The organism is Actinomadura rubrisoli (assembly GCF_004349215.1).
GTDB lineage: Bacteria > Actinomycetota > Actinomycetes > Streptosporangiales > Streptosporangiaceae > Spirillospora > Spirillospora rubrisoli.
Map to the genome: position 1 here is coordinate 51,718 of NZ_SMKU01000003.1, position 23,207 is coordinate 74,924.

Here is a 23,207-nt window from a genome sequence, read left to right on the forward strand (position 1 = left end):
GGACTTGCCCATTCCAGTCCCAGGGGTAGACACTCCTACCCCTGGAAATCCAAACAATCCCGGTGGCGGGGGAGGAGTCTCCCCCGCCATTCCGCCTAGTTACCGTCGTCGGATCTCCTGGATCTATCCGGCCATCACGGCTGACGTCAGCTCCCGGTCTGAGATCCTCCTGACGGGAGACATCTCGGGGAACAACACGGGGATTATCGTCCAGCCCGGGATTAAGGGATTCGATGCTGCCCCGTACGAACTGACTCTAGACAAGCTTCCGGCCCTGGATGGATCCGTTCCCCGTCACGTTAGGGCCGATGTCCGGGAAGTCATGCTTCCGCTATTCCTGTGGGCACCTGACAGAACGTCCCTGCTCGTTCTGAAGCGGGATCTTCTGGTGGCGCTCGACCCTGCCAAGGGCATGGGAACACTGGCGGTCGTTGAAACTGACGGTCTCGGGAATGAATCCGTTCGCTACTTGGACTGCTATTACGCCGGTGGGCTCGAAGGGGACGAATCCGAAGGCTACGACTTTGTCTGCCTTATTTACGGCCTGGTCCTCCAGGCCCCTGACCCGATGTGGTACGGGCCGAAGATCGCACCCTCAACCCCGGATCGGTTCAGCTCCACTGTTCCGGTGAATTTCTTCACGGGAAAGCCGCGAGGAGCGCCTGACGAACACATCGGAGCCTTCTTTCCTGTCCACCTCTCGAAATCCACATACGTGGAGGACAAGACCTACACCGTTCAGAACCCCGGGGACCGGGACGCCTGGCCAGTGTGGCGAGTATTCGGCACGGGAGCGAAGAACGTCTCTATCACTGAGATCAGCACAGGAAAGGGCATTGTTGTCGCGTACAACTTCGCCTCTGACAGTGACACCGTGACGATTGACACTCGGCCTGGATTCAAGACCATCACCAATTCTGCCGGACTCAACCTGTGGCCGAACACGGCTACAGGAACAGCGATGTTCCAAATTGCACCCGGAGCCAACCGCATCAGGCTTGATTTCGAGCCGGCCACGGAGACTTCCGTGGTCAATACATTCGTCTTCTACAGCTTTTATCCGCGATATCTGGGGGCCTGATGGACAGTGAGTTCCGAATTGACGTCCTGAAGCTCGTCAACATGGGCACCTTGGCATCTCCTTTGTGGCGTTGGCGTCGGTCCGGAATCGTCGACAGTTATACCCAGCTTGATTGCATCGTGCGGTACAACGCGGTGGGGTCATGGGTACTCCACATGCCTTTGAACGCCCCTCAGACGGCCTTGCTCGTCCCTGGATGCCGGGTGGCTATCTGGCTGCCCGACATGTCTCTTCCGGTCCTCTCAGGGCCGCTCAGGACCATTGAGAGGGAATGGAGCGAGGATGCTCCTGGCCCTGGCGTCGTCAGGTTCTCAGGGGTGTGCGACAACACGATTCTCGCCGAGCGGCTGGTGTGGCCTAACGGGGATCAGGGATTGACGCTCGGCCCGGATGCTGCTGGCTACCGCCAGCCTTTCGCATACTCCGGAAACAACACGCTTGTTTCGATGGAACGCACGTTGCACGAATTGCCCTATTTCAACTTCGGGCCTGGCGCGTACGAGCCCAGGCGGGAAAAGGGCGTGTATCACCTCCCTCCGGGCGCCTGGCCTTCACCCGACAGCCAGCCCAAGACGGGATGGAAGCTGCGCTTCGTGCCGCTCCTTGAAGCGCTTCAGGCACGAGTCGAGTCCGCTCTTGACGACGTCGACGGGGTCATTCCAATGGGATTCCGATGGGTCTGGGATCCGACCATTGAGCAAATACGCCTTCAGACCTTCAATCCGAATCAGAACCCTGCCGGTGGAGTGAAGTTCTCCAAGGAGATCGGAAATCTCCGATCGTACACGTATTCCATCAATGCGCCCAAGGCCAACTATTTCATGATGGGTCTGCGCAATGATGACGAAACTCATCCCGAGTGGCAAGACCTTTGGATCGGTGACAAGAGGTCCGAAACTCCGGAATGGGGGACGCACGCTGAAGCCTACCTTGATCACACCGACATCTCTTTCTACAGGAGAGATGGTGACGACAAAATCATCTGGCCTCACAATCCGCCGCAGCCGGGCGACAAGCCGAGCCCCGATTGGGACGCTATCAACATGGCATTGAATTCTGATGCCAAGGAAAATGCCGCAACGGCCTCGTTGTCCGTCACTCCCATCAACACAGTCGGATGCAGGGTCGGGCGTGATTACTGGCTCGGAGACCGAGTGCACGTCGAGATCGATGAAGAGGCTCTGACCGAAGTTCTTCGGGAAATCCACTTGAGCGACGGATCTGACGGACCGCTCATAGAGCCGACCATCGGCACTCCGGACGCCACGGAAACCCCGGCGATCTACACGGACATTAGCCGTCTCTGGCAGGCCGTGACGCGACTGCAACGACTTCAGGGAGGCCGCAAGTAATGGCTGAGCAGTATTACCCGTTCGACACGGGAACTGGCGCGTCTGTCACTGACGACCAGTGGACGACGATGGCCCGCAATCTCAGGCGCACAGGAATTGAGGGGGACATCTCCAATGAATCTCTCAAGGTGAAGCCGTCCTCTAGCACGCGGGCGTCGATCGTCTCTCCGGGTGAAGCGTGGGTTATTGGGCATCAGTACTTGTCCAATGCCGAGATCTCCCTACCTCATGCGGAGAACATCTCAGGCAAGCCACGCATCGATCTTATTGTCCTTCGCATCGACCGGACGGCAGACACGATTCACCCTGTGGTCATCACTGGTGTGCCTGCGGACAACCCGGTTACTCCGGATCTGCTCGGAAACCACAGCGCCTTTATCTCTACCCTTGATCCGGGCGCACAGTGGGACCTTCCGCTAGGTCAGGTGCGGGTTGAGGCCGGAGCGGCTGTCATTGCTGCGGACAAGTACACGGATATCCGCTGGCTGGGAGAATTCGCCACTACCACCGGCACCAGCGGCAACAGGAACCCGTATTGGGGAATGCGTCCCTTCGGTTCCATCCATTTTGAGTACGACACCCGCAGGTGGGCAGGCTGGGACGGATACAAGTGGGGGATCATTGCGGAATATGGCCCGTTTCGGCCCTACACCCCAGTCATTCAGTGGCAGGTCAATGACTCCGGGGCACAGGTGACCAATGATTCCGGCTGGTCAACTCAAGGCCGCTGGCGATACGTCGCGGATAACGCGGTCGACGTCAGCATTTACGCGAAGCTGAACTACGACATCAACGATACTCAGGACAATCCGATCTCCGTGGTCGATCCAGAATCGTTCATGCGTGTCACGCTGCCAGTTCCGACCGGCAATGCAGGTGACGCCTACTCGCTGCTGAACCTTTTCTACCAGCGGGGCCGCCAAAGCGGCGATATGCGTACCGGCTACGGGCTTTGCTGGTCCAATCGCGAAAACATTGCACGCCTGGTCCTCCAGGGAACGCAGTTCGATGGCATCAGCGCAGCCGGAAACCTGGACACGCTGACCAACAATACGCGGCTCAGCAAGAACACCACGATTCGGATATCCGGCGTTTATGAGGCCGCAGGAATCTAGGAGGCCCACTTGGCGGACAATGACCCCAAAATTGAAATCTCCCTCAAAGAGATCTACGACGAGTTCAGGCAGCTTAGCTCCGACATTCGGAATCTGGTCAGCAAGGTAGATGGTTCAAAGGCGATTACCGACGACCACGAGTCCCGGATTCGCACTCTCGAAAAGTACAAGTACGCGGTTCCGCTGACGGTGATTATGGCCGTCGTAGTGGAGGTCATCCGCTTCACAGGTAAGGGCTAGCAGACCACTCATCGAGCAGCGCCCGCCCCTCTCGGGGTTGGGCGCTTCTCCATGCCCAAAAGGAGGGCCTTAATGGCAAGTCCGGCCGATATGGCACGAATCGCAAAGGCAGAGATCGGGTACCGCGAAAGCGGTTCAAACTACACGAAGTACAACAAGGACTTTGGTTCGATTCCCGGCTATCCCCACGCTGGATTCGGCTATCCCTGGTGCGCTTCCTTCATGTGCTGGGTGGCCAAGCGCGTGGGCCTGAAGCCGAATGTCGACTACCCGCGAACCGCTGGCTGTGAGGTTGGCGTCGCCTGGTTCAAGCGGAATGGCCGCTGGCATCGGACTCCGGCCGAAGGGGACTTTGTCTATTACGGCCCTGGTGGGGGTACTCATGTCGAGCTGGTGGTGAGGGTCACGAGTACGACGATCACCACTGTCGGCGGAAATACCTCGGGTTCACTCGGGGGGCAATATTACAATGGGAACGGGGTGTATCAGAAGGTCATTTCCCGTTCCAATTCCAGGATTGCCGGGTACGGCCGTCCGAAGTACTCAAAGACGTCCCCGCCGGTTCCCGGCAAGACTCCGTACCCTGGCCGCGTTCTTAAACTGCGTTCGCCGTTGACGACCGGTTCGGATGTGAAAAGCGTCCAACAGCAGCTCGTCAAGCTGGGATACGAACTGGACATTGACGGGGCTTACGGGCCTCATACTCGGGCCGCTGTTGTGGATTTTCAGAAGAAGAGCAAGATTACAGCAGACGGCGAAGTGGGGCCAGACACGTGGGGCAAGCTCTTTCCGTAAACACAGAAAGCCCCCGCTACGGCGGGGGCTTTCTGATCACTTTTTGCAATCCTCTAGATGGCCGCTGAAGTCGCCCTCTTGAGCCATGGCGTAGAAGTCCTCGTACAAGTCACTGTTCATTTGATCAGCTCCATGATCTCGTCCGGGGTGCTGTCGCTTGTTGCATCAAACCAGATCGGCTCGTACCACTTCTCGACGGTGACCAGATCTTCGCTCACGCGAGAGACCCACACCCGTGTAGTTCCGTCTGTGTATTTCAGGTCGTCGGTTAGCGCTTTCGCTTGAGTCGGAAGCTCGTCAAGAGCGTCCCGAACCTCGCGCCAGGTGTACACAGTGTCTCCTTCAGGCTCGTCAGAACGGCCTACCAGCCGTTGACGGGTTTGCTAGACCCGTTTCGCCGGAACATCCCGAATATCTACATCTGATCCCATGTCACCATCCTACCCAAATTGGAGTCCCACATGTCCCATGAACTAATCCAGCCTGGCGAGCTTGTAGAGGCTCAGCCGGTAGACGTCTCCCCCCTGGCCGTCGACGCGGCCAAGGCTGAGCTTGATCTAGAAGTCCTCTGGGCTAAGCGGGACAAGTGGTCCCGCGTGCTGCGCACCCTTGCTCAGGGTGCCGTCTCTGCGGCCCTGGTGGCTGGTCTCGCTGCTGGTAGCGACGCTGCTGACCTGGCACACCTTGACCTCAAGGTGGTCGGCCTGGCGGCCGGACAGGCAGCCCTGACGGCAGTCGTCGCCTACGTCCACAACAAGACCCGCCCGAAGGCGTGAACATTGCAGAACCCCAACCAATACAGGGAATACAGGGAATACCGGGAATGCAGGGGGAGGATTGACAATCTTGGCCTGGAACAATGCACAATACCTCGCCAATGTTCAGGCGGGTCTCATCCCGGCTGACCTGTATCTCTACGGCGGAGCTGCGGAAACCGTGACCGAAGATCCTCTAGGGCGCCACGTCGCCAATGTCGCAGGCCGGATTTATTCAGACCCGCAGCAGGCTGCAATGTCAGTCTGGCTCGGGGTGGACTCGGCAGCCCCATTCACCGCTGACACGCTGAGCAGCGATGCTCTGGGCGTGGTGCCCGTGTTCGCCAGCTCGGTCGCTCCGGTGTGGGCCGATTTCGGGGATGGGCCTGTGGTCCTGGACCCGTGGAACGCCTCCACAATGCTGGCAGCCCTGTCCACGGACGTGGCCAGCCACAAGGCGGGGCCAGACCCGCACGGGGATCGTGCCTACACGCAGGCGTACGTCGCTGACCAGCTCGCAGGCATCCCGGCGGCTGACCCCGCTTATGGCGTGTCCCTGAATTCTTTCGCCGGGGCGACCAGCGATGCAAAGTTTGCAGCGGCCCTCGCGTATGCGAGGGCTCAGACCTACAAGCCGGCCATCGTCCTTCCACTAGGGACGATCACTCTCAGTGGAGGTCCATACGAGTTTTTCGATGGAATGCGATTGTCCGGCCCGCTCGCCGCCGGTGACCGCGAGTTCCAGAACACCGGCCCTCAGTGCGTTGTGAACGTCACCAACAATGCTCTGTTCCAGATGCCCAGCAACAACACGGCCAATGTGAAGAATGGTTACATCCGGGGAATCCAGTTCCGGACTTCAGCCGGTGTCGATTGGATGGTTCGGTCACCGGATTTCGCCACTGGTCCCGTCATGCAGGACGTAGACATCCGCGATGTCGCCTGGGTCGGGTTCTCGTCCGTCATGTGGGCCCGCCACCTGAGGTGCAGCATTGAACGCACGTACATCAACAACGGCACTGATACTCAGTTCAAGCTAGGCGGGTCCGACAATTTCTACTGGACCGAGGGTTTCTCGTACATGAGTGGAAATGTACCGGCAACTGGATACTATGTGTACTTTACAGCTATGACGCGCACTAAGGTCGGGCCGATATATGTGACGCCCCAGTTTGGGACAGCGTTCCGCCTGGAGGGCGGATCCGGAGGTCTGGTCTTCAACGGCACCTTGATTGACTGCGCAGGCCGGACTACGACCAACGCCGCCCAAGGCGCAGGAGTTTTCATCCACTCGGGCCAAGGTCACGTCTTTCGCGACTGCTGGTTTTTCAACAATGCTGTCAATCCGGCCGCGACCGGCCGTGCCGGTGAAAAGGGCCAGGTGTTCATCAAGTCCCCTGCTGCGGAAATTCTGTTCGATGGATGCCAATGGAATGGTGGAGCCAAGGAAAGTCTTGTCACTCCGGCCGGTACGCCTGCCATCTATGCACAGACAGGCGCGGCCAACATCAAGGTACAGAACCCGCTAGCTCCGAACGGCGGTGTGAAGCTGCTACAGCAGCAGTCCGCAGGCATCATCACCTGCAACGACACTGGCTGGACTGTCCAGGTCGCCTAAACACAAAAAAGCCCCCCGGCATACGCCGGGGGGCTTTTTCTATTTCTCCTAACGGTCTGTGAGATCCTGGTAGCTAAGCCACTTCTCGAAATGCCGCTTCGGCTCAAGCAGGAACTTGCAGAAGTCGCGAAGGGGCCCCGTCACTTCTTCTAGCTCTGAGTCGCCCTCTCCGATCTTGTCGAAGCGGTCCGCCATGGAATACAACTCGTCTTCCGTGATGTTGATCGCTGCCATTCCTCTACCTTCTTCCGGACATCGGAAAGTCTGACAGGCTCTGAACGATGCCCCTGATCACCGTGCATCCGCATCGGCACGTGTACCCGACTCGGACCTTTGAGGCGGTGTCCCTGTAGGCCACCTCCATCTCAGGATCACAGCCGCAGCCGGGACACTCGACCATGGTCGGATGGTCGAGCACTTGAACTTGCCCGCAGCCACTCATCCGAATCCTCACTCTTCGGATCGGTCGAATACCTCTTCCTCCCAGTCTTCTTGGCGAGGGAGGTTGCCCGATTCGAGTTGATGAACGGCGGACTTCAGCCACTTCATTGCATCGTCCGGACTGCTGAATGAGATGTGATCGTCAATCGATCCGTTCTCATCCACGAAGATTGTAATGCCCTTCTTCCCGTTCACCAGACTCCGTGTAACGGCTGGTTCATCACCGCGACAGATGATGAGGGTCATTCTTCCTCCAGGTACTCTCTGAGCCCCTCGTGATCCTGTCTGCTGATCTCCTTCACCACTTTGTGTCTGAGCTGCTGATACGCCGCTAGAGTGACGCTCGCCAGCGTGAACCGGCCAAACCCTGCGGTGTCAGTCTCGATCCATAGGGTCTCGTAGCATGCCGCTTCCAGTCGCGGAATCTCGGCATTGAGCATCGATGCCACCCCATCCCAGTAGAGGGGCGTCCGGATCGAGTCACCTGCGGTGAGGTGCTCCCAAAGTAGCTCCGCGAGCTGCTCAGCCTTTTCGTCCATTCCCCTGCTCCTTGCGCTCCCGCTCTTCCCTCAGAGCCTGCTGAACCAACGGATGCGGGTCGCTGGCTTCGAATGTCTTGTCCAGCGAGGCCATGTATGCCTCGTGATCGCGCTCTCCCCTAACATACATCTCGTGCATGCTGTCGTCACCACGATCGATGATGTAGGTCATTCGCCTTTCCTCTCCCAGGGGTTCCCCTTGAGTAGCTCCGCTATCTCTTCCGCATTTGCCGCAGTGGGCTCGATGTGCGTCCGTCCCCGGTTGTAGTGTGGTACTGGTTCCTTTCCTCGGATGAACACACGATCCGCCGCCCCCAGCTCGTTCCCCTCCTTGTCGTAGTAGGTAGTTCCGTTCGGCCCCACGAGAACAGTCACTCCATTGGCATGGAGTACCGGGTCTTCTGCCTCGTTTACGTAGACCCATTCGCCGGGCTCCACGTGATACGCCTTGGCCTGCGGAAGGCCCTCAAACCGCTCCTCCAGCTCCCCCATGAGCGCCGTGAACCGATGCTGCCACTCCACCGGCATGGACTGGAGGAGAGTCCTGTGGAGCACCGCATAGTCTGAGTAACTCCCCCCGAACCACGTATGCACGTCGATGGCGGGTTCTTCGGTATCGCTCATTCGGCGGTGTCCTCCCAGAATCCTTGGAACATGAGCGGTGTGCTTGACCCGCTAGGCACGATGATCAGGATCGACTTTCCCTCTAGATCACCCGTTCCTTGAGTACGGATGGTGTAGCCTACTTCCTTTACCTCTTCCGGATGGTCCTCCAAATACTTGAGAACCTCCTTGGCGCTTATCGATCTCATGTATAAAGCACACCTCCGATGACGACTCGATCGTACAGCTTTACACGCTGCCAGGTCGGATGGCCGCTGTTCTCGGCACAATCCACGTAGACGCCCGAGAGAATCCTGCCATCGTTCATGCGCTTAGCGTCGTAGATATCGTACCTTTCTACGCCTGCGACGGTGTCCACTTCAGCCCTACCAATGGGCTCGTTCACCAGTTCACCTCTATTTCAGAGATCTCGGGCTTGGGCTTATGGTCACGCCTCGGACCTACGTCTTCGTCCCCCTTCGGGCCTCCTCTACCCATACGTTGCTGTCGTAGATGTCTGCGACTCGCTCTCTGAGCTTCTCGGCCTGATCTAGGCTTAGGCCCGCCATGATTAGGCGCCGTCCCGGCTCGTTGGCGGGAGACCGCCACTCAGCCCATACGGTGTACTTCTTGACACCCTGTGCGGCCTTCAGAGCCCCGTACACGTCATCGAACTGCGCGGGGGTACCCTGGATGACCACAGCCCCCGTTCCGTCCTTGAGAGCGGCACTCAGAGTCACGACGCCATCAGAATATCCGTGAAACGTGATCACGTCGTTCAAATTGATCTTCCGGGCTTCGGAAACCATGGTGTTGTCCTTCTTCGTTATTTCCAGTTCAGCACGGTAAGTCCGCACTCCTCCGCAGGCGGGGAGTCCTTGATCTGGTTTACCAGGTACTCTTTGACGTCCGCCCTCAGAGGCTGGTTAGGCCCGAAAGTGCTCATCCACGCTTCCCGGTCCACTTCCACTGTGACATACAGTGCAACTTTGACCATGTCTGGCTTCTCAGTCATCCCGGCTCATCACAATCCGGCTCCTCTTTCGAGCTACCTCTTGGCCAGCCTCCCCTCCCACATTAGCAGGAGGGGAGGCCATGTGTATGGCTAGTGTGCAGCGTCGTATTTGTCGATCACTGCCCGAGGAACGCGGCCTCGTTAGTTGAGATCGTTGCGTTTGGCCTCCATAGCGGCCTCATACGCAATCGTTACTATTATGGCCGCCTCTTCCTGGACCTTCGCCTCTATTCGGCGTTCTGTGTTCAGGCATTCGCCTTGCTCACATTGCACCAGCCGGTACATGCCGAAGTATTGCCCCTCCACTCCCTTCATTGTGTAGGTATCACTTGCGAGAATCTCTTGCTCGATCTCTGCGAACCTCACGGCCCTTTGGGGGTAAGCTCGCTGATAGAGCTTCACCAACTCATTGGCTGCTGCGTCCGGGGATGCGTAGCCGTCCTTTGAGAACTTCGCCAGGAACTCAAGGTTCGACAGGTTGGCCCTAGCGCTGAAGTAGTGCCAATGCACGCTCATTCCTCCGTCCCCTCCTCCTTGTGATCCACCTTGTAGACGGTATCTATGTCGGGGTTGTTGGTTGTCCTTCTCTGATGCCCCTTAACCTCCTTCAAGTCGTAGTCATCGAGCGACGGGTAATACTGCCACCGAAGGAAGGGCACCACCGGTCTCCAGACCGTATATTCCCTGCCGGACTGTTCGCCTCCTTGTTCGGACTTTTGCGGCTGCTCTCTCGTCAGGCCAGTGCCCCGAATGTTGACGACACGAATACCTGAAAGCGGCGTTCCCTTCTTTCTTTTGCGCTTCGTGAGCCTTGACCGTGGGTCAGGCTTTACTTCCCGTACGTCTGTCAGCTTCTCGCTACGGATGAAGTTCCAGATAGTCAACGTCATCCGAATGATGTGATCAACCTGAGGGTCGAAGACGCCTTTCGGCCAGTCTCGCCATTCGTCAGAGAATGGAATCACACTCTCTCGGTCATAGACGAGCGGAGTGATGCGGGCATTAACACTCAGGCTCTCCAGACCTTTTCGCTTCAGGCCCTCCGGCGCTCCCGCGAACCTCTTTTCGATCTCCCGCATGTCCTCAGGTATCCCCCAGAAGGAAAGCCAGAGGACTCGCGCACCTTCTATTCCCCACTTAGGAAAGTCAATTGACGAAAGTGCTTCGCTGGTCCCCCACGAAATCCCAGCAATCTCCAGAGCTGGGGCTGTGACAGATTCTGAACTAAAATCCGACCTACTAGTGTCCACTGGCAGAGGCAAGGGCTTAGAGAGCACCATGAACCCGGATCGGCTCGGGGGATCAGTGTTCCTTAGCCGGTACTTTGGGAGGCTCTTAGCCGCCCTCTCGGCGAGGTCCGAGGTTCGCGGGCTGATCCAGTAGTAACGTCCTCTCTCCAGTCTGTCCGCCTCTGTGGACGCCAGCGCGGTAGCGAACGTGAACGGTCCAACATCATCCGGACGGGTAATCGGGAAGCTAGGCTTCTCTTCCTCCATGCGCCCCCAATGAAATGGCGCAACCATGCGAGCCCAATGGGACAGGTCATGTGCTATCTCTGGCACTTTATTGGCCTGGCCAATGGATTGAAGTGAATTTAGCCGATTCTGGAACGCCACCTCCACACACTCTGGATACGGAACGATTTTGCCTATCGCCTGCTTCATAGTTGCGGAGGCAATCCCCCTGGATCGCAGCTCCAATGACCGGGCGTCTTCGCCTTCAGCGAACAGAATTGTCTTATCCGGCATCGCCTCCCGGATGGACGCTGGAGTGCCTCCCTTCCCTTTCCGCGTTGACTTTCGCCCCCGCGTGGAACCTGAGAGGTCCTTAAGAATCTCTGAGACCTTCTCTCCCGCCGCTATTCGGCGGGCTAGTTCCTGGTCTAGCGGCCGGTCTGTTGGTGATCCCATCTCATAATCCTTCCGATCACTAGAAGTGCGTGCTCTGGAGCGTCTGCGCCCCTTCCGCGCCCTACAGGTCGATTGCGAAAAGATCATCATCGTCGTCCGGGCTTGTGATCGCCGCTACGGACTTCGGAGCCTTCTTGGGGACCCTAGCAGGCGCACGCGACGCAGGAGGCTTAACGGGCTTCTCAGAGCCGTTGACAGCCCATTCGGACACCTCAGCGGAAGGACTGGCCCCGTTGCGGCTCGGACGCCTGGTGGACGTCGCGGCCTTCTTGGGGGACCCCGCCTCTGGCATGTCATCGTCATCATCCGCAGCGGGTTCGATCCAGATGAATCGAGTCGCATGCCTGCCTCGGCCGCTCTCACTGGACTTCCGGCCCATCACGGAGTCCGAGCCGTTCTCCTCGTTAGACCTGACATTGATTGCGGTCAAGGCATCAATGATCAGGTTGGCATCCTTATCGCCTAGTTCGTTTCTTGGTGCAAACTTGGTATTCAATGCTGACTGCGTCATTCCTGCCGGACCGGCCGCCTTCAGTGCTGTGGTCACCTGCTGAATGAGCTTCCGCGTGGCCCGCTCGGGCCGACCTTCAATCTTAACGTCATTCGGATCTTCGACGGCGGCGGCGAGGGCTCGTTCACCCAGAATCGTCTCGACGGAATGAATCATCGCCCACATGAGAGCCTCCGCAGCGAGAATGTCACGGGCTCCGACGAGCTTCCGGCAATCTATGATCGCGTACAGTGCAGCGATGCGCCTGACGTACGGCCGCGCGCGGCCAAGGAAAGCGGCCTTCGCAGACCTGCCCTTACGCGCTGCCATAATGCGAGCGTGTGCCCCTTCGCCCGCCTTTGGGCTCCATGCCTTCCTGGCTTCTTCAGTCCAGCCGATCTCTGCTTGCTTCCGCCCGTACGCGATAGCCTTCCGCGTCGTCTTGACTGCGAACTCCCACACGTCATCCGGGGGGTCCCCGCCAAATGGCAGCTCCTTGTCACTGTCCACATACAAGGTGAGAAACCGGTTTGGCGTCCCTCCCCGCAGTTCGCCGGGGGTGAGCGTAATCATGTACTCCTCAGGCGAGATGTGTCCGATAACAGGAACGTGCGGGGTCTGGACTCTTACAAGACCCTTGGTCTTCGTGTCGTTTTCCAGGGTCTTGCCCTCAAAGAGCAGGCGAATCGCGTCGGACAGGTCATTGTCCCGGGCACAGGCCCCAAGTACCTTAGACCACTCTGTCACGATACGACACTGAACCATGTCCGGAATAGCTGGGTAATTCTTGCGATCCTCCGGAATTTCGAACGACTCTCCGGCCTCTTGCTTTTCTTTAGCGGCCGTGGACCACGCGATTTGCGCATCGGAGTGAAGGCGTGACACCAGGCCAGCACCAGAGTTCGGCATGCCACTTTTTACGTGCCTGTTCGTCCACTCTCCGTCAGCCTCTGCGAACAAGTCCACGATCTCATCTGTGGCCGTTCCCTTGCCGACGCCGGTCGGGCCGACTAGAAGCGCATTGACGAGAAGCCTGTGCCGACCGGACTCCTTCCTTTTATTCGACACCCTAACGTACGGCCCTGTCCCAATAGCGGCCGAGAACAGCGCCAGGTACGAGCCTACAAGGCCCATCAACGGGCCTTCAGTGTGAGGGTCAATCCCCCTCAGCATCTTGCCCAGATTGCCGACGAGAATCTTATCCCGAAGTTCCGGAAAATCGTATTCCGCGTTGGACATTTTGACGCCCTCCTCTTCCGACTATTACGTGTATTACCGGTAATACCTGGCAAGTCCACGCGTCGTCACGGCATCAATGCCCCGACCCACAGGCGCCGCCTGCGGGTCAGAGCCCCAATACCCTAGCACGGTGGATAGATCAAACTCCCGCCTCGGCCTCTGGGTCACCAGGCCGACCCGCAGCTTCCCAACGGTCGTAAGTCTCCTTGGGAAGCGGCCCGCGCGGGCCGCAGATCTTCTTCTTGACACCCCAAGCACGGATAACAGTTTTCTGCTTATCGCTGTAACTAGCGGCGGGAGTGCCTTCCGTCTTGACCCGGCGCGGAGGTGCCGTGGGCCCGTCTGCGGTCTGCGCGGCCTGCTTCTGCATCCGAGCCTTGTTCATCTCGGCAAGCCCCTTGCTGTCCTCCTCGTCTCCGTCCGCCTTGGAGGCGCCATCGTCATCTAGATCAGTCTCCGCTATGTCGCCGTCGTCCTGGCCCTTAGTTGGCTCCTCCTCAGGGCTGTCATCGGTCCCCCCTTCATCACCGCTCTGCGGCTCCTTGTGCTCTTCCCCCTCTTCGGTAGGCGGGTCGGCATCCTCGGCAGGCTCCTGGATCCCAAGGGCGACCTCGTACCCAGTGACCTCCGCGACCATGGCGCTAGCCCTGTGCTGAGTCGAAAGAACCGCCATGCCATGCTTGTCGCAGGCGTCCATCAGTTCGACCTTGAAGTCGTCGGGCGAGAGATCACTCTTGGTAATGTTGTCACCTACGAAGATGACGGTAGGAACCTTCATCGTGGCCGTGGACACAATGCTCCTACTGTGACACGGGTCGCAAATGGTGGCCATTGCGGTCTTTCTCCTTCAATCTATTGCGGAAGTGCGTCCACGTACGTGAGAATATTGCAATTTACGGGCTCTCCGCCGCGTGACGGGCGGATTTCTTCATAGCCTTTGAGCTTCGCACGTCGGATCAACAATGTCAATCCAGTAGGCCATGGACGATGGTCCGACTTCGGATCCGGACTGTACTTGAACATCTGCCAGCCCTTCTCGTCCACCAGGGTGTACGTGACCCGGTCCCGGTGGCGCTTCTCCGCAGTGGCGCAGCCTCCGGCCTTCTTAGAGGCATCACCATGCCTAGCATGGTTGCATTTGCACGCGGTGTAGTACGGCAGAGTGTCAACGCGCTTTTTTGTCACCTTCACGTGAAACGGGCATTCATCCAGGAATTGTCCGACTTCGCCGAGATGCTTTGAGTGCCTCGCCAAGTTGCGCCAGCGTATCGAACGCTCGTATTTTTCCCGGTTTTGGTATATCGCCATCACAACGGCGATCCTTCCAACATCACTTTCTGTGCACTTGTAGTTGTAGCAATGAGTGAGATGCGCCCTGATGTCGAAATCTGCTCTACTCAGCTCATTGATACTCATGTCCATAAGCCACTTCATCGCGGCTACGGCTGCGGCCCGATCCTTCTTGAGAAGCCTAATGGGAGGGCCATCCCCCGTGAGGATGGCGTACACACGCTCGGCCGTGTGGCCGTTGACCCATCCTCCCTCCTCCCGGACCACAGCAGCAGCTACGGACACGACAAGCCTTGCCGTGACCTTCCACTCACGTGCCATGCTCGATCTCCTTTCACGACAGGAACGGCTCGCGTCAGCGAGCCGTTCCATGTACCTCTATTCACTTGTGAAATGCCGGAAGATCTCTTCCCAATCGGCGGCTTCGAGCTGCCATTCGCTCAGCTCACTATGGTCCAACAAGTGCCGTATCGCGTGCTTCTTGTAGTCACCTACACTGCGGCACCGCGACCAGTTGTAGCCAAGTGAATCGAATGAATCAGGCGCATCCGCGAAAAGCGCTTCAAACACTGCTCTTGTCGCCTCTTGGTCATGCGGAGCATAGTTCCCGTACCTCAGCTCGCCGAAGAGTCCCATCTGCACTACAGCGTCAGCAATGCACCGGTCGTACTCCAGCCCTTCCGCACCGCCGAATTTCCTGTCCACGTCGATTGCGGTAACGCGGGTACCTATCGCCCCGCAATGTGCGAATCCTCCATGCTCCTCAAGTCGCCTTAGCTTCTCCCACCCCTGCAAGATTGTGTTGATATCCACGAGCACGCCTCCGACCTGACGGCCGTTTACGTCCCTCAGCTTGTCACGTTCGCGGACTGAGAACACCCCATCTTCGTTCGGGACAGGCTGGACCTCAGCCCAATAGCTGATGTATTCCAGATCGCCTTTCAGGAGATCCACGAAGAACGGATCATTCTCGTCATCGCTCAATGGCCACCCTCCTTACGGGCCTCGTTCTGCTTACGGGACACCGGGCACTGATTCTCTCCGCACAGTGTGGTGCCGTACCACCCGTCGCAATCCATCTCGTGCAACTCCGGACGGGCTCCGCACCTGTGGCAGGCGTCCACGTCATCGCACTGAACGTATTCATATGTCAGCCTGAAGAAGCTCCTGGCGTTCTCCATCCCTTCCGCTTCCAGCTCGCGCACGAGCCTCATGATCTTCGCGGCTTCTCCCCTGTTGATTCGTCGTTCGTCATGTCCGTTGTAGCTGACGATCCACACATTGTAGCCTACGCTGATCTTCTTGCGGGGGAAGTAGTTGATACCCTTTGTGAGTGCCGGAAAGTGCTGCATGATGTCACCCTTCCATGATTCGCCTTTGAAGACATCAGAACGCACGGGCCTAACAGGCCCGTGCGCTCGACATGCGATCAAACTGCGAACATGTCCCGCTGTGCGATGACGATCTTCAGAACGCCATCCATCGTGGCGACTCCGTTCGGTCCCACTTCCTCACCATTCGGGCTCGTCAGCCACACGAGCCAGCCGGGCGACTTACCCGGCTCATTCTCTCGGATGCGGATCTTGAACCCATCCGGGAACAGGGCCGCGACATCCCCGTTGCTCTCCACAGCGTTCGCCACGTTCCCCGAATCCAGAAGTTCCACGAGGGCCCCTGTAATCGCCGCCATGGCCTTCTCATTGGCAAGGAAGCTCACCAGGACCACCCTCGCGGCGTCACGGCTCTCAGCCTCCCCTACCCATTTCCAGTGAGACATGTCGGGAGTACTCATGTAGGCGAACGCCTTGCCCGTGTCATCCACCGTGACGACGTATCCGACGTCCACCCCATCACGGAACAGGTGGTGTGCTCCGCCACGCTCACGCCAGTCTTCGGGCATTCTCAAATCCTCTTCTCCATGATTTGTTCGGTTTCCTCGATAGACAGTTTGTGAAATGGAAGTTCCTTGACCTCCGTTTTGTAAGCCTTGTACAGACGGTGGTACCCGTCAATGATCAGACTTCCTCCCTTGTCGCCCAGACTCGCCACAATGAGCGGCTTGGACAGATCTGTACTCATAGCATGCTCGCGGTTCAGTTCAACAGGCGCCAGGATATTTATCGAGGTAACGGGGCCTGGTTCTGGATCCACCAGGCCGTAGGCTGTTGCCGTTGTCAGAACGTCGCACCACCCGGACGGCTCTCGGCCCTCCACCATCTCAATTGCCCGATCGACATCGAATGCCAGGAGCATGAAGTAGAAGTACTGTGTCATTTCTTGGACTCCTTTGCCTCACTTCTCACCTTTGCCCCATTTCTTGGGCCGGTACTCGTACGTGCGCCTAGCTCTGGACTCCCCTGCGTAGGTCGCTGAGTCCATGTGCCTGCCCGTAGCGCGCTACGGGCAGGGTGCAAAGCCTCAGGAACTCTCAGAGAGGCTCTCAAGACGTTTGAGAGCCTCCCATACACGATCTCTCAGCCCTGTAGCCGAGGTGTCCCCGATCATAAACCCGCTCTCGTCCTCCATTGCGCGTCAGCCCTCCTTTATCTCGATTCGGAAATTGCCGATTGTCTCGGAGTGGCTTACTCCGTCACTCAGCCGAATCGCCTTACGATAGCCCTCCGTTCGCTTGGACATTTTCTGGTACTGGTTACTGGCCTGTGTGGCGATATATCCCGCGTAGACCCTTGCCTCCGCTTCGGTGGCCTTGGCGGTTGTGCCAGGGCTAACCACGTCGACGGGATACACCTTGATCCCATTGAGCTGCACGATCTTCACTGACTATCTATCCTTCCACTCGGCGGTACCGTTGACGTACTTAGCGCGGGCATGTCCCGACTCGTTAACTAGAACATGGGAGACGCGACCATTTACAGAGAGGCTCTTTGCCTTTCGGCAAGCGGCCACATAGCCCTGAACGGTATTGCTGTAGTCCATCCTCCCTTCTACTCCTACATAGTGAATGCCTAGAACGAACTCGCCGTTCTGGTCTTCCACGTGTCGAGTCGTGTTAGCCCACTCAGTGTTATCGGACTGCACTAATCCTCCGCCTTCTCGTTGATCGTGGACGTTTCCAGCTCCCTTGTAGCCGCGAAGAACTCCTTGCCTTCGGACGAAGTGAAACCGTCTAGGAACTTTCCCAGTTCCATGCCCATTGACTTCGCGGCGGCGGAATCGGTGTTTCGCATCTCTGTCATGGCCTTGTACATTTCCACGGCCTTAGCCACGCGCTTGCCTGACTCAGACGTTTGTTCCGACATCGCTCACCTGTCCTTTGCCTCTTCGTATCGTCCGGTCTCGCGATTAAGTACGTACCCTTCGAGAACACGCCTAAAGTTCTCGTCCGCGTCGGGCTCAATGGCGGCGTATCCTGCGTACTCTCCGTTGCGGAAGATTTCCCACTTCTTGACCCTAGCTCGCCCCTTTCCAAACTCGGCGTACTTCAGCTCGACAGTGTTGCCCTTGTCGTCCGTCTCCGTGCGGATGACTTTCCAGCCGCTCATTCCGAGATCTCCACTCCCTCATTGTTCGCGTGTCAGATCGTCACGCTACTCCGATGATGTGTTCGGGCAGGATGTCACCTGCTTGTACGACGTAGAATACTTCCTCGCGCTCGACGTAAGAAGCCTCTTCCTTGACGAGCCTCACAGGCATGCGGACGTGGACCGCAATCGGCCCGTACTCCCGTCCGTAGAATCCGTGTCGCACGTTAGAGAACCACACTTGGCCCTTGTACTCCTGTGCAGCACGGAACTTCCGTTCGGCAACGATCTTATCGGCACTGCTCTCCGTGGTGTGGTGATACAGATCAATCATATCCACAGGAAACCTCCATTTGCCCTGTACCGGACGAACAAGGGGACCCTAGCACTCAGCTAGGATCCCCGCCTAGCAAACGCTTAGAGACGCTCTCAGCCCCCTAGAGAGAAGATCAGATGGTGAGTGACGTACGCTCCCACTCGACTACCGCCGTAGCGGTATTCCAGCCAGAACGCGACTCGGAGCAACTTCCTTCGCATGTCATATCCTCTCAGGCTGCCAGCACGACGCCACGACCCTTGTGATTGGTCTTGGCCTTCTGTCCACTACCAGTGACGCACGGATTGTCTCCATAGGCGTCACACTTCTTGCACTCGTTGACCTTCCTCTCTTCCTCCTGAGTGAGGATCCAGAGCGCCATTTCCACCCGACGTCGGCCGTCCATCCCGCTCGGACGCTGGGACCTCAGTGCCTTCTTCACAAACCTACGTCGCTGTGGGGCCGTCATCGAGCGCCGGTTACGCGTGTAAGTGCCGATACGAGTGACGTTGTCCATCATGAAGCCTACTTTCTGCGGATGATGCGACGGAAAAGACTTGGCTTTCGGTGGCGCGGTACGTACTTCCGTCTCCGATGACTGGTCATGGATAATCAAAGGACACGAGGTCAAAAGAATCCACACCCTTGTACTTCAGCATGCGACCCCCTAAACGAGCCTGAGACACCCTGTCACAGACTTGCGTCTGCCCTCCCACAGTGAGACATGGGAGGGCACCCGTAAACCTATGAGGGGTCCTCAGTAAGAGTGAACGCGCTTAAACCCTTCCGCTAGATCTTCAAACGGCTTAGCTCCGTAGACGTGGCGGTCGTACTCCTCGTACGAGATCAGTGTCTCCTTTCCGTCCTCCGTCAGAGTGTTCCGGTCGTACAGTCTTGCCTCACATGCTCCGCTGGGAAGGTGCCAGACTTCCCCCCTGTACCGTCCATCAGGAGTCAGGTAAAAGGACAGACGCAACTCGGCACAGTGATACTGACGTCCTAGAACGGGATTGGTGTCCTCGTTCTCTATCCATGTGACGGCCTTACCGGCGTACGTGAAATCGGCGATACCATAAGCCATGACAACTCCCCTGATCGATTTCATAAGCACGAATGCTCGATTGCGCAAGCAAAAGAGCACACATCCAACGGATATGTGCTCGATGCTCATCCACAAGCGGCTAGGGACGCCGTTCTACTTCAGCACCAAAACAGTCAGGGACTCCCCGATGTAGGCAACCGCTGGATTGGAGTGCAAGGCACTGACTCCGTCATGGCAGTTGAACCGAACAACCAAGCCATCCTCTATCACGTCGATAGAGCCGACCTTGTACGCGTTGCCGTGATCCTTCTTGAAGACGATCAAGGCACCAATTCCAATCTCATCTAGAGGCCGGTCAACTTCTCGCGCCCCTTCCGGTCGCGCGTCAGCCCACACGGCGGGCGGTGCAAGGTAGTGACTACGGTTGATCTCAGGCATTGCGGATCCCCTCTTCTCTTGCAGGCATGACTGGGCTTGTACGTCTAGTCGAAAGTGATGGTCACGAACGGCCCGCTATCTTGCCAGTCCGGATCACGGTAGATCACGACGGATGACCCGCCATCGAATTCACATCGGGAAGCGGGAGGGATGTCCATCCATGACCCGTCCTCCGGACCCTTGTAGTTGGGGTGATCCTCGGGAAGGGACAGGGACCAACGCTGCGCCTGGGCCTTGACAACCGTCCTGCGGCCCGACAGTGCCGGATAGACGTGGTTAACAACAGTGACAGTCGTTCCGGCAGTCATCGCGCGCTTGACGTCAGCAAGGTTGCGGATTCTCACTGTGTGACCCTCTCTCTTTCGGTTGCCTCTGTACGTCCCCCATTTGGCCTGTGAGACCACGGCACATGCGAGGCATGTCCGGTGAGGGAGGGCGCTTACGGTGCGCCCTGAGACCGTCTCACTCGTCCGCAGGTGAATTCTTCAGGACGTCCTTAACCCGACTCAGGGTCGCGGGATCAATGGTGATCCAATGGGTTTCGCCCCTCTCACTCGTGATCTTGAGACGGTACGTCTCATCTGGCGATTCCGATTCGATCTTACCGAACTGGACGTCGATGTAGCTGAATTCCATGACTGCCTCTCTGAGACCGATTGCGTCCAACACCAGCGGCGCCATGCCGCAGCATGGCGCCGCCAGAACGGAGACACTCAGCGAACGCGCTTACGGGGGATGGACTGAACCCACACCGTGTCCATATGCCCGTCAGCCTCCACACAGGCGACGATGACCGCCAGGACGTAGTCCGGCACCTGTGCCATGACTTGGAGGGCACGTGCCTTGTACTCATTCAGGTCGTAGCCTGAGATCACCAGAGAATCGGAGTACTCCGTACCGTCCGGGCCGATGAACTTCAATGCGAGGCATTCCACCGCCCGCCCGGTGTCCGTCTTCGTGTACTGAGTGGATACCGTGTCCCATGCCATTGCTCTACCTGCTTTCGTTTGACTGTTCCCAACACTCTCCCATACATCCGATTGGGTGCATGGGATGGCACAGAAACACTCAGTGCGACCAAGTCCAAGTCTTGGTTACTTCCTTGTAGATCGCTTCCTCTTGCTCTGGGGTGGCACCGTGAATGTGCACGGTCACCTCACAGCGTTCACCGGTTGTTGGGGATGGGGATTCGGCAGAAGCGATGTACCAGGCCCCGACGTTCCAGGGGGAGTCTGAGACGGCCGTAACGTATTCGTCGTTGATCAGACTGGCTACGGCTTCCACCAAAGAGGCGGGAACCCATTCGTCTGGATTGCCATTGGCGTCATAGCGCCAATCTCCTTGGTCATCACGAACGCTTTCGATGTGCTTCGCATCGTGGGTCTCTTCCTCCTCACGAGTAGTCGTCGGCTCGTCAGCGCCGTCTTCCCACTTGTACCACCTGCGGAAGATCTGAATTTCCATTGACATTTCCTTCCTTTGGGGGTGGAACTGCCGCTGATTAGGTCATCGTCGTGAACGGCTTAGTCCACTCGGTTACACCGTCCCAGCTGTACTCGTAATTCGTGATGCGGTATTGACCGTTCCGAGTATGAACGGCCTTTCGATGTACCACATTGCTCGCGCTTGCCCACTCCCGGGACCCCTTACGCGCGCCGGGCCGGTTGGCAGTGATCAGCAGAAGGGCACGGAACCCCTTAACCTCAGGGTCCCACTTCTTTGCGATGACCTTTGCGGGGATAAGTCCCGTGAACGAGTCAATGAAAACAAGCTCGCCGTTGGAAATAGAGTAGTCCCATTGCCCCATTGTCCTGCCACCTTTCAGAGAGGGAACGACTAGAGGAATGTCCGCGAGGTTGAATGCAAGTCTGTCCAGCATGTCAGGAACGCTATGGGCACGTTCGTACTGTTGATTGACTTCCCCCACGGGCATTCCACGTCCCCTAGCGGCCTTCTGACGGCCTGCTTACCCTCTCGGGTACCCGACTAGGGGTCAAGCGTTTAGAGCCCGCCTGAGAGGCTTTCAGACACCGTAAGGTTGCGTCCAGTTTAGGACTTCCGCTCCCCAACGTTCCTCAACCGCCCGCCTCACTTCGTTGAAAGTGGGAGGTTCCATGAACGTGATCACATCAGTGTCTGAGTGAGTGATCCACTCAGGACCATGACGGCGCACCAAATTGACCGTGAGCGTCCCTCTCCGCCATTGGGCGCGTTCGTCCATCCCAGCTAGCTCAAAGCGGATCGTCCCTCGCCTGTCCCTGCCCATGCTTGACTCCTCTTTTCTGAGTGTCATTTCGATGCGCCCCTCATCTGCCTTTGAGGCCACGACCCTAGCGCAACGCTATGTCGGATGAGGGCAGACGCTTGTAAGTTCGTCTGAGAGGCATACAGCGCGTTCTAGTAAACCCCTCCAGCCTAGTTGTTGACTTCGATTGCGTAGGACTTGAGACGCCACTCATAAGCGGCAAACTCTGGGATGTACTGCAACCCTCCAGAGTCCTTATCAGCCAATACGGACAGTCCATCGGCGTAGACGCCGCTGACGTGCTCATGAGTCCTGGGAGTCCCCGTTTCCACCCTCCCAGAGTGCACGACGTGACCGGCAATCAGCAGCTCACAAATCCATGAGCCGTCATACTCCTTACCGACGTCCCCGCCTCCCAGCTTGTGGACGTGGATAGCCATCTCAGAGTTATCGTCGTCCGAGACGAACGGGACGTCATACGAAGCGTCCTTTTCCGTCCAGCAGACATCCATGAGCGATTCGACCTCCCAAGCGTTAACATCAAATGGCGGGAGGCCAATCATCATCGGGTGATGCTCTGCGAGGTACTGGATTGCGTCAGCAATCCCAGAGCCGTTGTCGTGAGCCATGTCAAGGATCTTCTCTGCGACCTCTTCCGAGTAGCCCGCGCTCTGTAGCGTCATGACGAGCGCAGCCGCGATGTGACCATAGACGCCATATCCGACGGTCGCACTGCCCTGGTTGGCCAACTTCTGATCACTTGCCGCGTTCGCCATGTGCAGCGTCGCCAACAGAGACTCCGCAATGGCCATCGTGTCCTTGTGCATGTGTCCTCCTGATTGCGTGGCCGGGATTTCCTGCACTTCGGTAGCGCCGAACCCGCCAAAGTTAATCCAAAGCTCTTCCCCCTCTTCGGTCGTGACGTGCATCTTGCCGCACTTGAATCCGTACTCGTTGTGCGTCTTGTCTTCGTGGATCTCGGTAACGCGCAGCTTGCTACCGCCGTAGATCGTGATTTCGTACATGTTCGTCTCCCTTTGGGTCTTGATCGGACAGCAAACCCTATCTGTCGCTTCCCCCGACAGGCATTCCCCGTGTGGTGGCTGATGTGTGTCGTGTACGCAGCATACCGGCTACGCGAATCACGCAATGCGCCTAAGAGGAGGAATGCCTGACTAGGCAAACTCACAGAATGAGTTTG

At 57.7% G+C, this 23,207-nt stretch carries 37 protein-coding genes; 7 read left to right on the top strand and 30 right to left on the bottom strand.

Annotation, left to right across the window (positions count from 1 at the left end):
• Positions 1-4: 4 nt before the first annotated feature.
• From E1298_RS01690 to E1298_RS01710, 5 genes are all read left to right on the top strand, one after another.
• The gene (locus tag E1298_RS01690) at positions 5-1,081 is read left to right on the top strand and encodes a phage distal tail protein (protein ID WP_131888935.1); all 1,077 of its coding nucleotides are present in this window, start codon (positions 5-7) and stop codon (positions 1,079-1,081) included.
• Positions 1,081-2,433, top strand: coding sequence for a Gp37-like protein (locus E1298_RS01695; protein ID WP_131888936.1), 1,353 nt, complete (start codon positions 1,081-1,083; stop codon positions 2,431-2,433). The genes E1298_RS01690 and E1298_RS01695 overlap by 1 nt, the downstream gene beginning before the upstream one ends.
• A complete protein-coding gene (locus E1298_RS01700; RefSeq protein WP_131888937.1) occupies positions 2,433-3,548 on the top strand; it encodes a hypothetical protein in 1,116 nt (371 codons plus the stop codon). Before E1298_RS01695 ends, E1298_RS01700 begins: the two co-directional genes overlap by 1 nt.
• 9 nt (positions 3,549-3,557) lie before the next feature.
• On the top strand, positions 3,558-3,788 hold the full coding sequence (locus E1298_RS01705) for a hypothetical protein (RefSeq protein WP_131888938.1): 231 nt from the start codon (positions 3,558-3,560) through the stop codon (positions 3,786-3,788).
• Between the two features lie 72 nt (positions 3,789-3,860).
• Positions 3,861-4,583 (top strand): C40 family peptidase, encoded by a 723-nt coding sequence (locus E1298_RS01710; RefSeq protein WP_165975245.1) that lies wholly within the window; start codon positions 3,861-3,863, stop codon positions 4,581-4,583.
• Between the two features lie 116 nt (positions 4,584-4,699).
• Here the strand turns inward: E1298_RS01710 and E1298_RS01715 are convergent, their stop codons facing one another.
• Positions 4,700-4,915: a hypothetical protein gene (locus E1298_RS01715; RefSeq protein WP_131888940.1), complete on the bottom strand. Its 216-nt coding sequence runs from the start codon at positions 4,913-4,915 to the stop codon at positions 4,700-4,702.
• 129 nt (positions 4,916-5,044) lie between these two features.
• On the opposite strand from E1298_RS01715, the gene E1298_RS01720 reads away from it, so the two are divergent.
• Both E1298_RS01720 and E1298_RS01725 read left to right on the top strand, forming a co-directional pair.
• Positions 5,045-5,359, top strand: a complete 315-nt coding sequence (locus E1298_RS01720) for a hypothetical protein (RefSeq protein ID WP_131888941.1) — start codon at positions 5,045-5,047, stop codon at positions 5,357-5,359.
• A 70-nt stretch (positions 5,360-5,429) separates the two neighbouring features.
• Positions 5,430-6,956, top strand: a complete 1,527-nt coding sequence (locus tag E1298_RS01725; RefSeq protein WP_131888942.1) for a hypothetical protein — start codon at positions 5,430-5,432, stop codon at positions 6,954-6,956.
• A 48-nt stretch (positions 6,957-7,004) separates the two neighbouring features.
• Here the strand turns inward: E1298_RS01725 and E1298_RS01730 are convergent, their stop codons facing one another.
• The 29 genes from E1298_RS01730 to E1298_RS01870 all read right to left on the bottom strand — a co-directional run bounded on the left by E1298_RS01730 (position 7,005) and on the right by E1298_RS01870 (position 23,031).
• Positions 7,005-7,190, bottom strand: coding sequence for a hypothetical protein (locus E1298_RS01730; RefSeq protein ID WP_131888943.1), 186 nt, complete (start codon positions 7,188-7,190; stop codon positions 7,005-7,007).
• A 216-nt stretch (positions 7,191-7,406) separates the two neighbouring features.
• Positions 7,407-7,643, bottom strand: coding sequence for a hypothetical protein (locus E1298_RS01735; RefSeq protein ID WP_131888944.1), 237 nt, complete (start codon positions 7,641-7,643; stop codon positions 7,407-7,409).
• Positions 7,640-7,936: a hypothetical protein gene (locus E1298_RS01740; protein ID WP_131888945.1), complete on the bottom strand. Its 297-nt coding sequence runs from the start codon at positions 7,934-7,936 to the stop codon at positions 7,640-7,642. Before E1298_RS01740 ends, E1298_RS01735 begins: the two co-directional genes overlap by 4 nt.
• A complete protein-coding gene (locus E1298_RS01745; protein WP_131888946.1) occupies positions 7,920-8,108 on the bottom strand; it encodes a hypothetical protein in 189 nt (62 codons plus the stop codon). The genes E1298_RS01740 and E1298_RS01745 overlap by 17 nt, the downstream gene beginning before the upstream one ends.
• Complete coding sequence (locus tag E1298_RS01750; RefSeq protein WP_131888947.1) at positions 8,105-8,560, bottom strand: hypothetical protein; 456 nt, start codon at positions 8,558-8,560, stop codon at positions 8,105-8,107. Before E1298_RS01750 ends, E1298_RS01745 begins: the two co-directional genes overlap by 4 nt.
• A 184-nt stretch (positions 8,561-8,744) precedes the next feature.
• Positions 8,745-8,945: a hypothetical protein gene (locus tag E1298_RS01755; protein WP_131888948.1), complete on the bottom strand. Its 201-nt coding sequence runs from the start codon at positions 8,943-8,945 to the stop codon at positions 8,745-8,747.
• Between the two features lie 55 nt (positions 8,946-9,000).
• Entirely contained in the window at positions 9,001-9,348 is a 348-nt protein-coding gene (locus E1298_RS01760) for a hypothetical protein (RefSeq protein ID WP_131888949.1), read from the bottom strand.
• A gap of 347 nt (positions 9,349-9,695) precedes the next feature.
• Complete coding sequence (locus E1298_RS01765; RefSeq protein WP_131888950.1) at positions 9,696-10,070, bottom strand: hypothetical protein; 375 nt, start codon at positions 10,068-10,070, stop codon at positions 9,696-9,698.
• Positions 10,067-11,050 carry a hypothetical protein gene (locus E1298_RS01770; protein WP_131888951.1) on the bottom strand — a complete coding sequence of 328 codons (984 nt, stop codon included), beginning with the start codon at positions 11,048-11,050 and terminating at the stop codon, positions 10,067-10,069. The genes E1298_RS01765 and E1298_RS01770 overlap by 4 nt, the downstream gene beginning before the upstream one ends.
• 475 nt (positions 11,051-11,525) lie before the next feature.
• Positions 11,526-13,193 (bottom strand): hypothetical protein, encoded by a 1,668-nt coding sequence (locus E1298_RS01775; RefSeq protein ID WP_131888952.1) that lies wholly within the window; start codon positions 13,191-13,193, stop codon positions 11,526-11,528.
• 139 nt (positions 13,194-13,332) lie between these two features.
• Positions 13,333-13,986 (bottom strand): hypothetical protein, encoded by a 654-nt coding sequence (locus E1298_RS01780; protein ID WP_131888953.1) that lies wholly within the window; start codon positions 13,984-13,986, stop codon positions 13,333-13,335.
• Between the two features lie 59 nt (positions 13,987-14,045).
• The gene (locus E1298_RS01785) at positions 14,046-14,804 is read right to left on the bottom strand and encodes a hypothetical protein (protein ID WP_131888954.1); all 759 of its coding nucleotides are present in this window, start codon (positions 14,802-14,804) and stop codon (positions 14,046-14,048) included.
• 57 nt (positions 14,805-14,861) lie between these two features.
• Positions 14,862-15,467, bottom strand: coding sequence for a hypothetical protein (locus E1298_RS01790; protein WP_131888955.1), 606 nt, complete (start codon positions 15,465-15,467; stop codon positions 14,862-14,864).
• Positions 15,464-15,835 carry a hypothetical protein gene (locus tag E1298_RS01795; RefSeq protein ID WP_131888956.1) on the bottom strand — a complete coding sequence of 124 codons (372 nt, stop codon included), beginning with the start codon at positions 15,833-15,835 and terminating at the stop codon, positions 15,464-15,466. Before E1298_RS01795 ends, E1298_RS01790 begins: the two co-directional genes overlap by 4 nt.
• Before the next feature lie 77 nt (positions 15,836-15,912).
• Entirely contained in the window at positions 15,913-16,383 is a 471-nt protein-coding gene (locus E1298_RS01800; protein WP_131888957.1) for a hypothetical protein, read from the bottom strand.
• Between the two features lie 2 nt (positions 16,384-16,385).
• The gene (locus E1298_RS01805; RefSeq protein WP_131888958.1) at positions 16,386-16,757 is read right to left on the bottom strand and encodes a hypothetical protein; all 372 of its coding nucleotides are present in this window, start codon (positions 16,755-16,757) and stop codon (positions 16,386-16,388) included.
• A gap of 258 nt (positions 16,758-17,015) precedes the next feature.
• Complete coding sequence (locus tag E1298_RS01810; protein WP_131888959.1) at positions 17,016-17,261, bottom strand: hypothetical protein; 246 nt, start codon at positions 17,259-17,261, stop codon at positions 17,016-17,018.
• A 260-nt stretch (positions 17,262-17,521) separates the two neighbouring features.
• The gene (locus E1298_RS01815) at positions 17,522-17,743 is read right to left on the bottom strand and encodes a hypothetical protein (RefSeq protein WP_131888960.1); all 222 of its coding nucleotides are present in this window, start codon (positions 17,741-17,743) and stop codon (positions 17,522-17,524) included.
• Positions 17,744-17,746: 3 nt separating this feature from the next.
• Positions 17,747-17,986, bottom strand: coding sequence for a hypothetical protein (locus tag E1298_RS01820; protein ID WP_131888961.1), 240 nt, complete (start codon positions 17,984-17,986; stop codon positions 17,747-17,749).
• A gap of 40 nt (positions 17,987-18,026) precedes the next feature.
• Positions 18,027-18,305 carry a hypothetical protein gene (locus E1298_RS01825; RefSeq protein WP_131888962.1) on the bottom strand — a complete coding sequence of 93 codons (279 nt, stop codon included), beginning with the start codon at positions 18,303-18,305 and terminating at the stop codon, positions 18,027-18,029.
• Positions 18,306-18,513: 208 nt separating this feature from the next.
• Entirely contained in the window at positions 18,514-18,801 is a 288-nt protein-coding gene (locus tag E1298_RS01830) for a hypothetical protein (protein ID WP_131888963.1), read from the bottom strand.
• A 237-nt stretch (positions 18,802-19,038) separates the two neighbouring features.
• On the bottom strand, positions 19,039-19,362 hold the full coding sequence (locus E1298_RS01835) for a hypothetical protein (protein ID WP_131888964.1): 324 nt from the start codon (positions 19,360-19,362) through the stop codon (positions 19,039-19,041).
• Between the two features lie 114 nt (positions 19,363-19,476).
• Entirely contained in the window at positions 19,477-19,761 is a 285-nt protein-coding gene (locus E1298_RS01840; RefSeq protein ID WP_131888965.1) for a hypothetical protein, read from the bottom strand.
• A gap of 44 nt (positions 19,762-19,805) precedes the next feature.
• Positions 19,806-20,105: a hypothetical protein gene (locus tag E1298_RS01845; RefSeq protein WP_131888966.1), complete on the bottom strand. Its 300-nt coding sequence runs from the start codon at positions 20,103-20,105 to the stop codon at positions 19,806-19,808.
• Positions 20,106-20,223: 118 nt separating this feature from the next.
• Positions 20,224-20,442: a hypothetical protein gene (locus E1298_RS01850; protein WP_131888967.1), complete on the bottom strand. Its 219-nt coding sequence runs from the start codon at positions 20,440-20,442 to the stop codon at positions 20,224-20,226.
• Positions 20,443-20,474: 32 nt separating this feature from the next.
• A complete protein-coding gene (locus tag E1298_RS01855; protein ID WP_131888968.1) occupies positions 20,475-20,750 on the bottom strand; it encodes a hypothetical protein in 276 nt (91 codons plus the stop codon).
• 79 nt (positions 20,751-20,829) lie between these two features.
• On the bottom strand, positions 20,830-21,225 hold the full coding sequence (locus E1298_RS01860) for a hypothetical protein (protein WP_131888969.1): 396 nt from the start codon (positions 21,223-21,225) through the stop codon (positions 20,830-20,832).
• Positions 21,226-21,262: 37 nt separating this feature from the next.
• Positions 21,263-21,640, bottom strand: coding sequence for a hypothetical protein (locus tag E1298_RS01865; RefSeq protein ID WP_131888970.1), 378 nt, complete (start codon positions 21,638-21,640; stop codon positions 21,263-21,265).
• Between the two features lie 536 nt (positions 21,641-22,176).
• Positions 22,177-23,031, bottom strand: coding sequence for a hypothetical protein (locus E1298_RS01870; protein WP_131888971.1), 855 nt, complete (start codon positions 23,029-23,031; stop codon positions 22,177-22,179).
• Positions 23,032-23,207 lie beyond the last annotated feature (176 nt).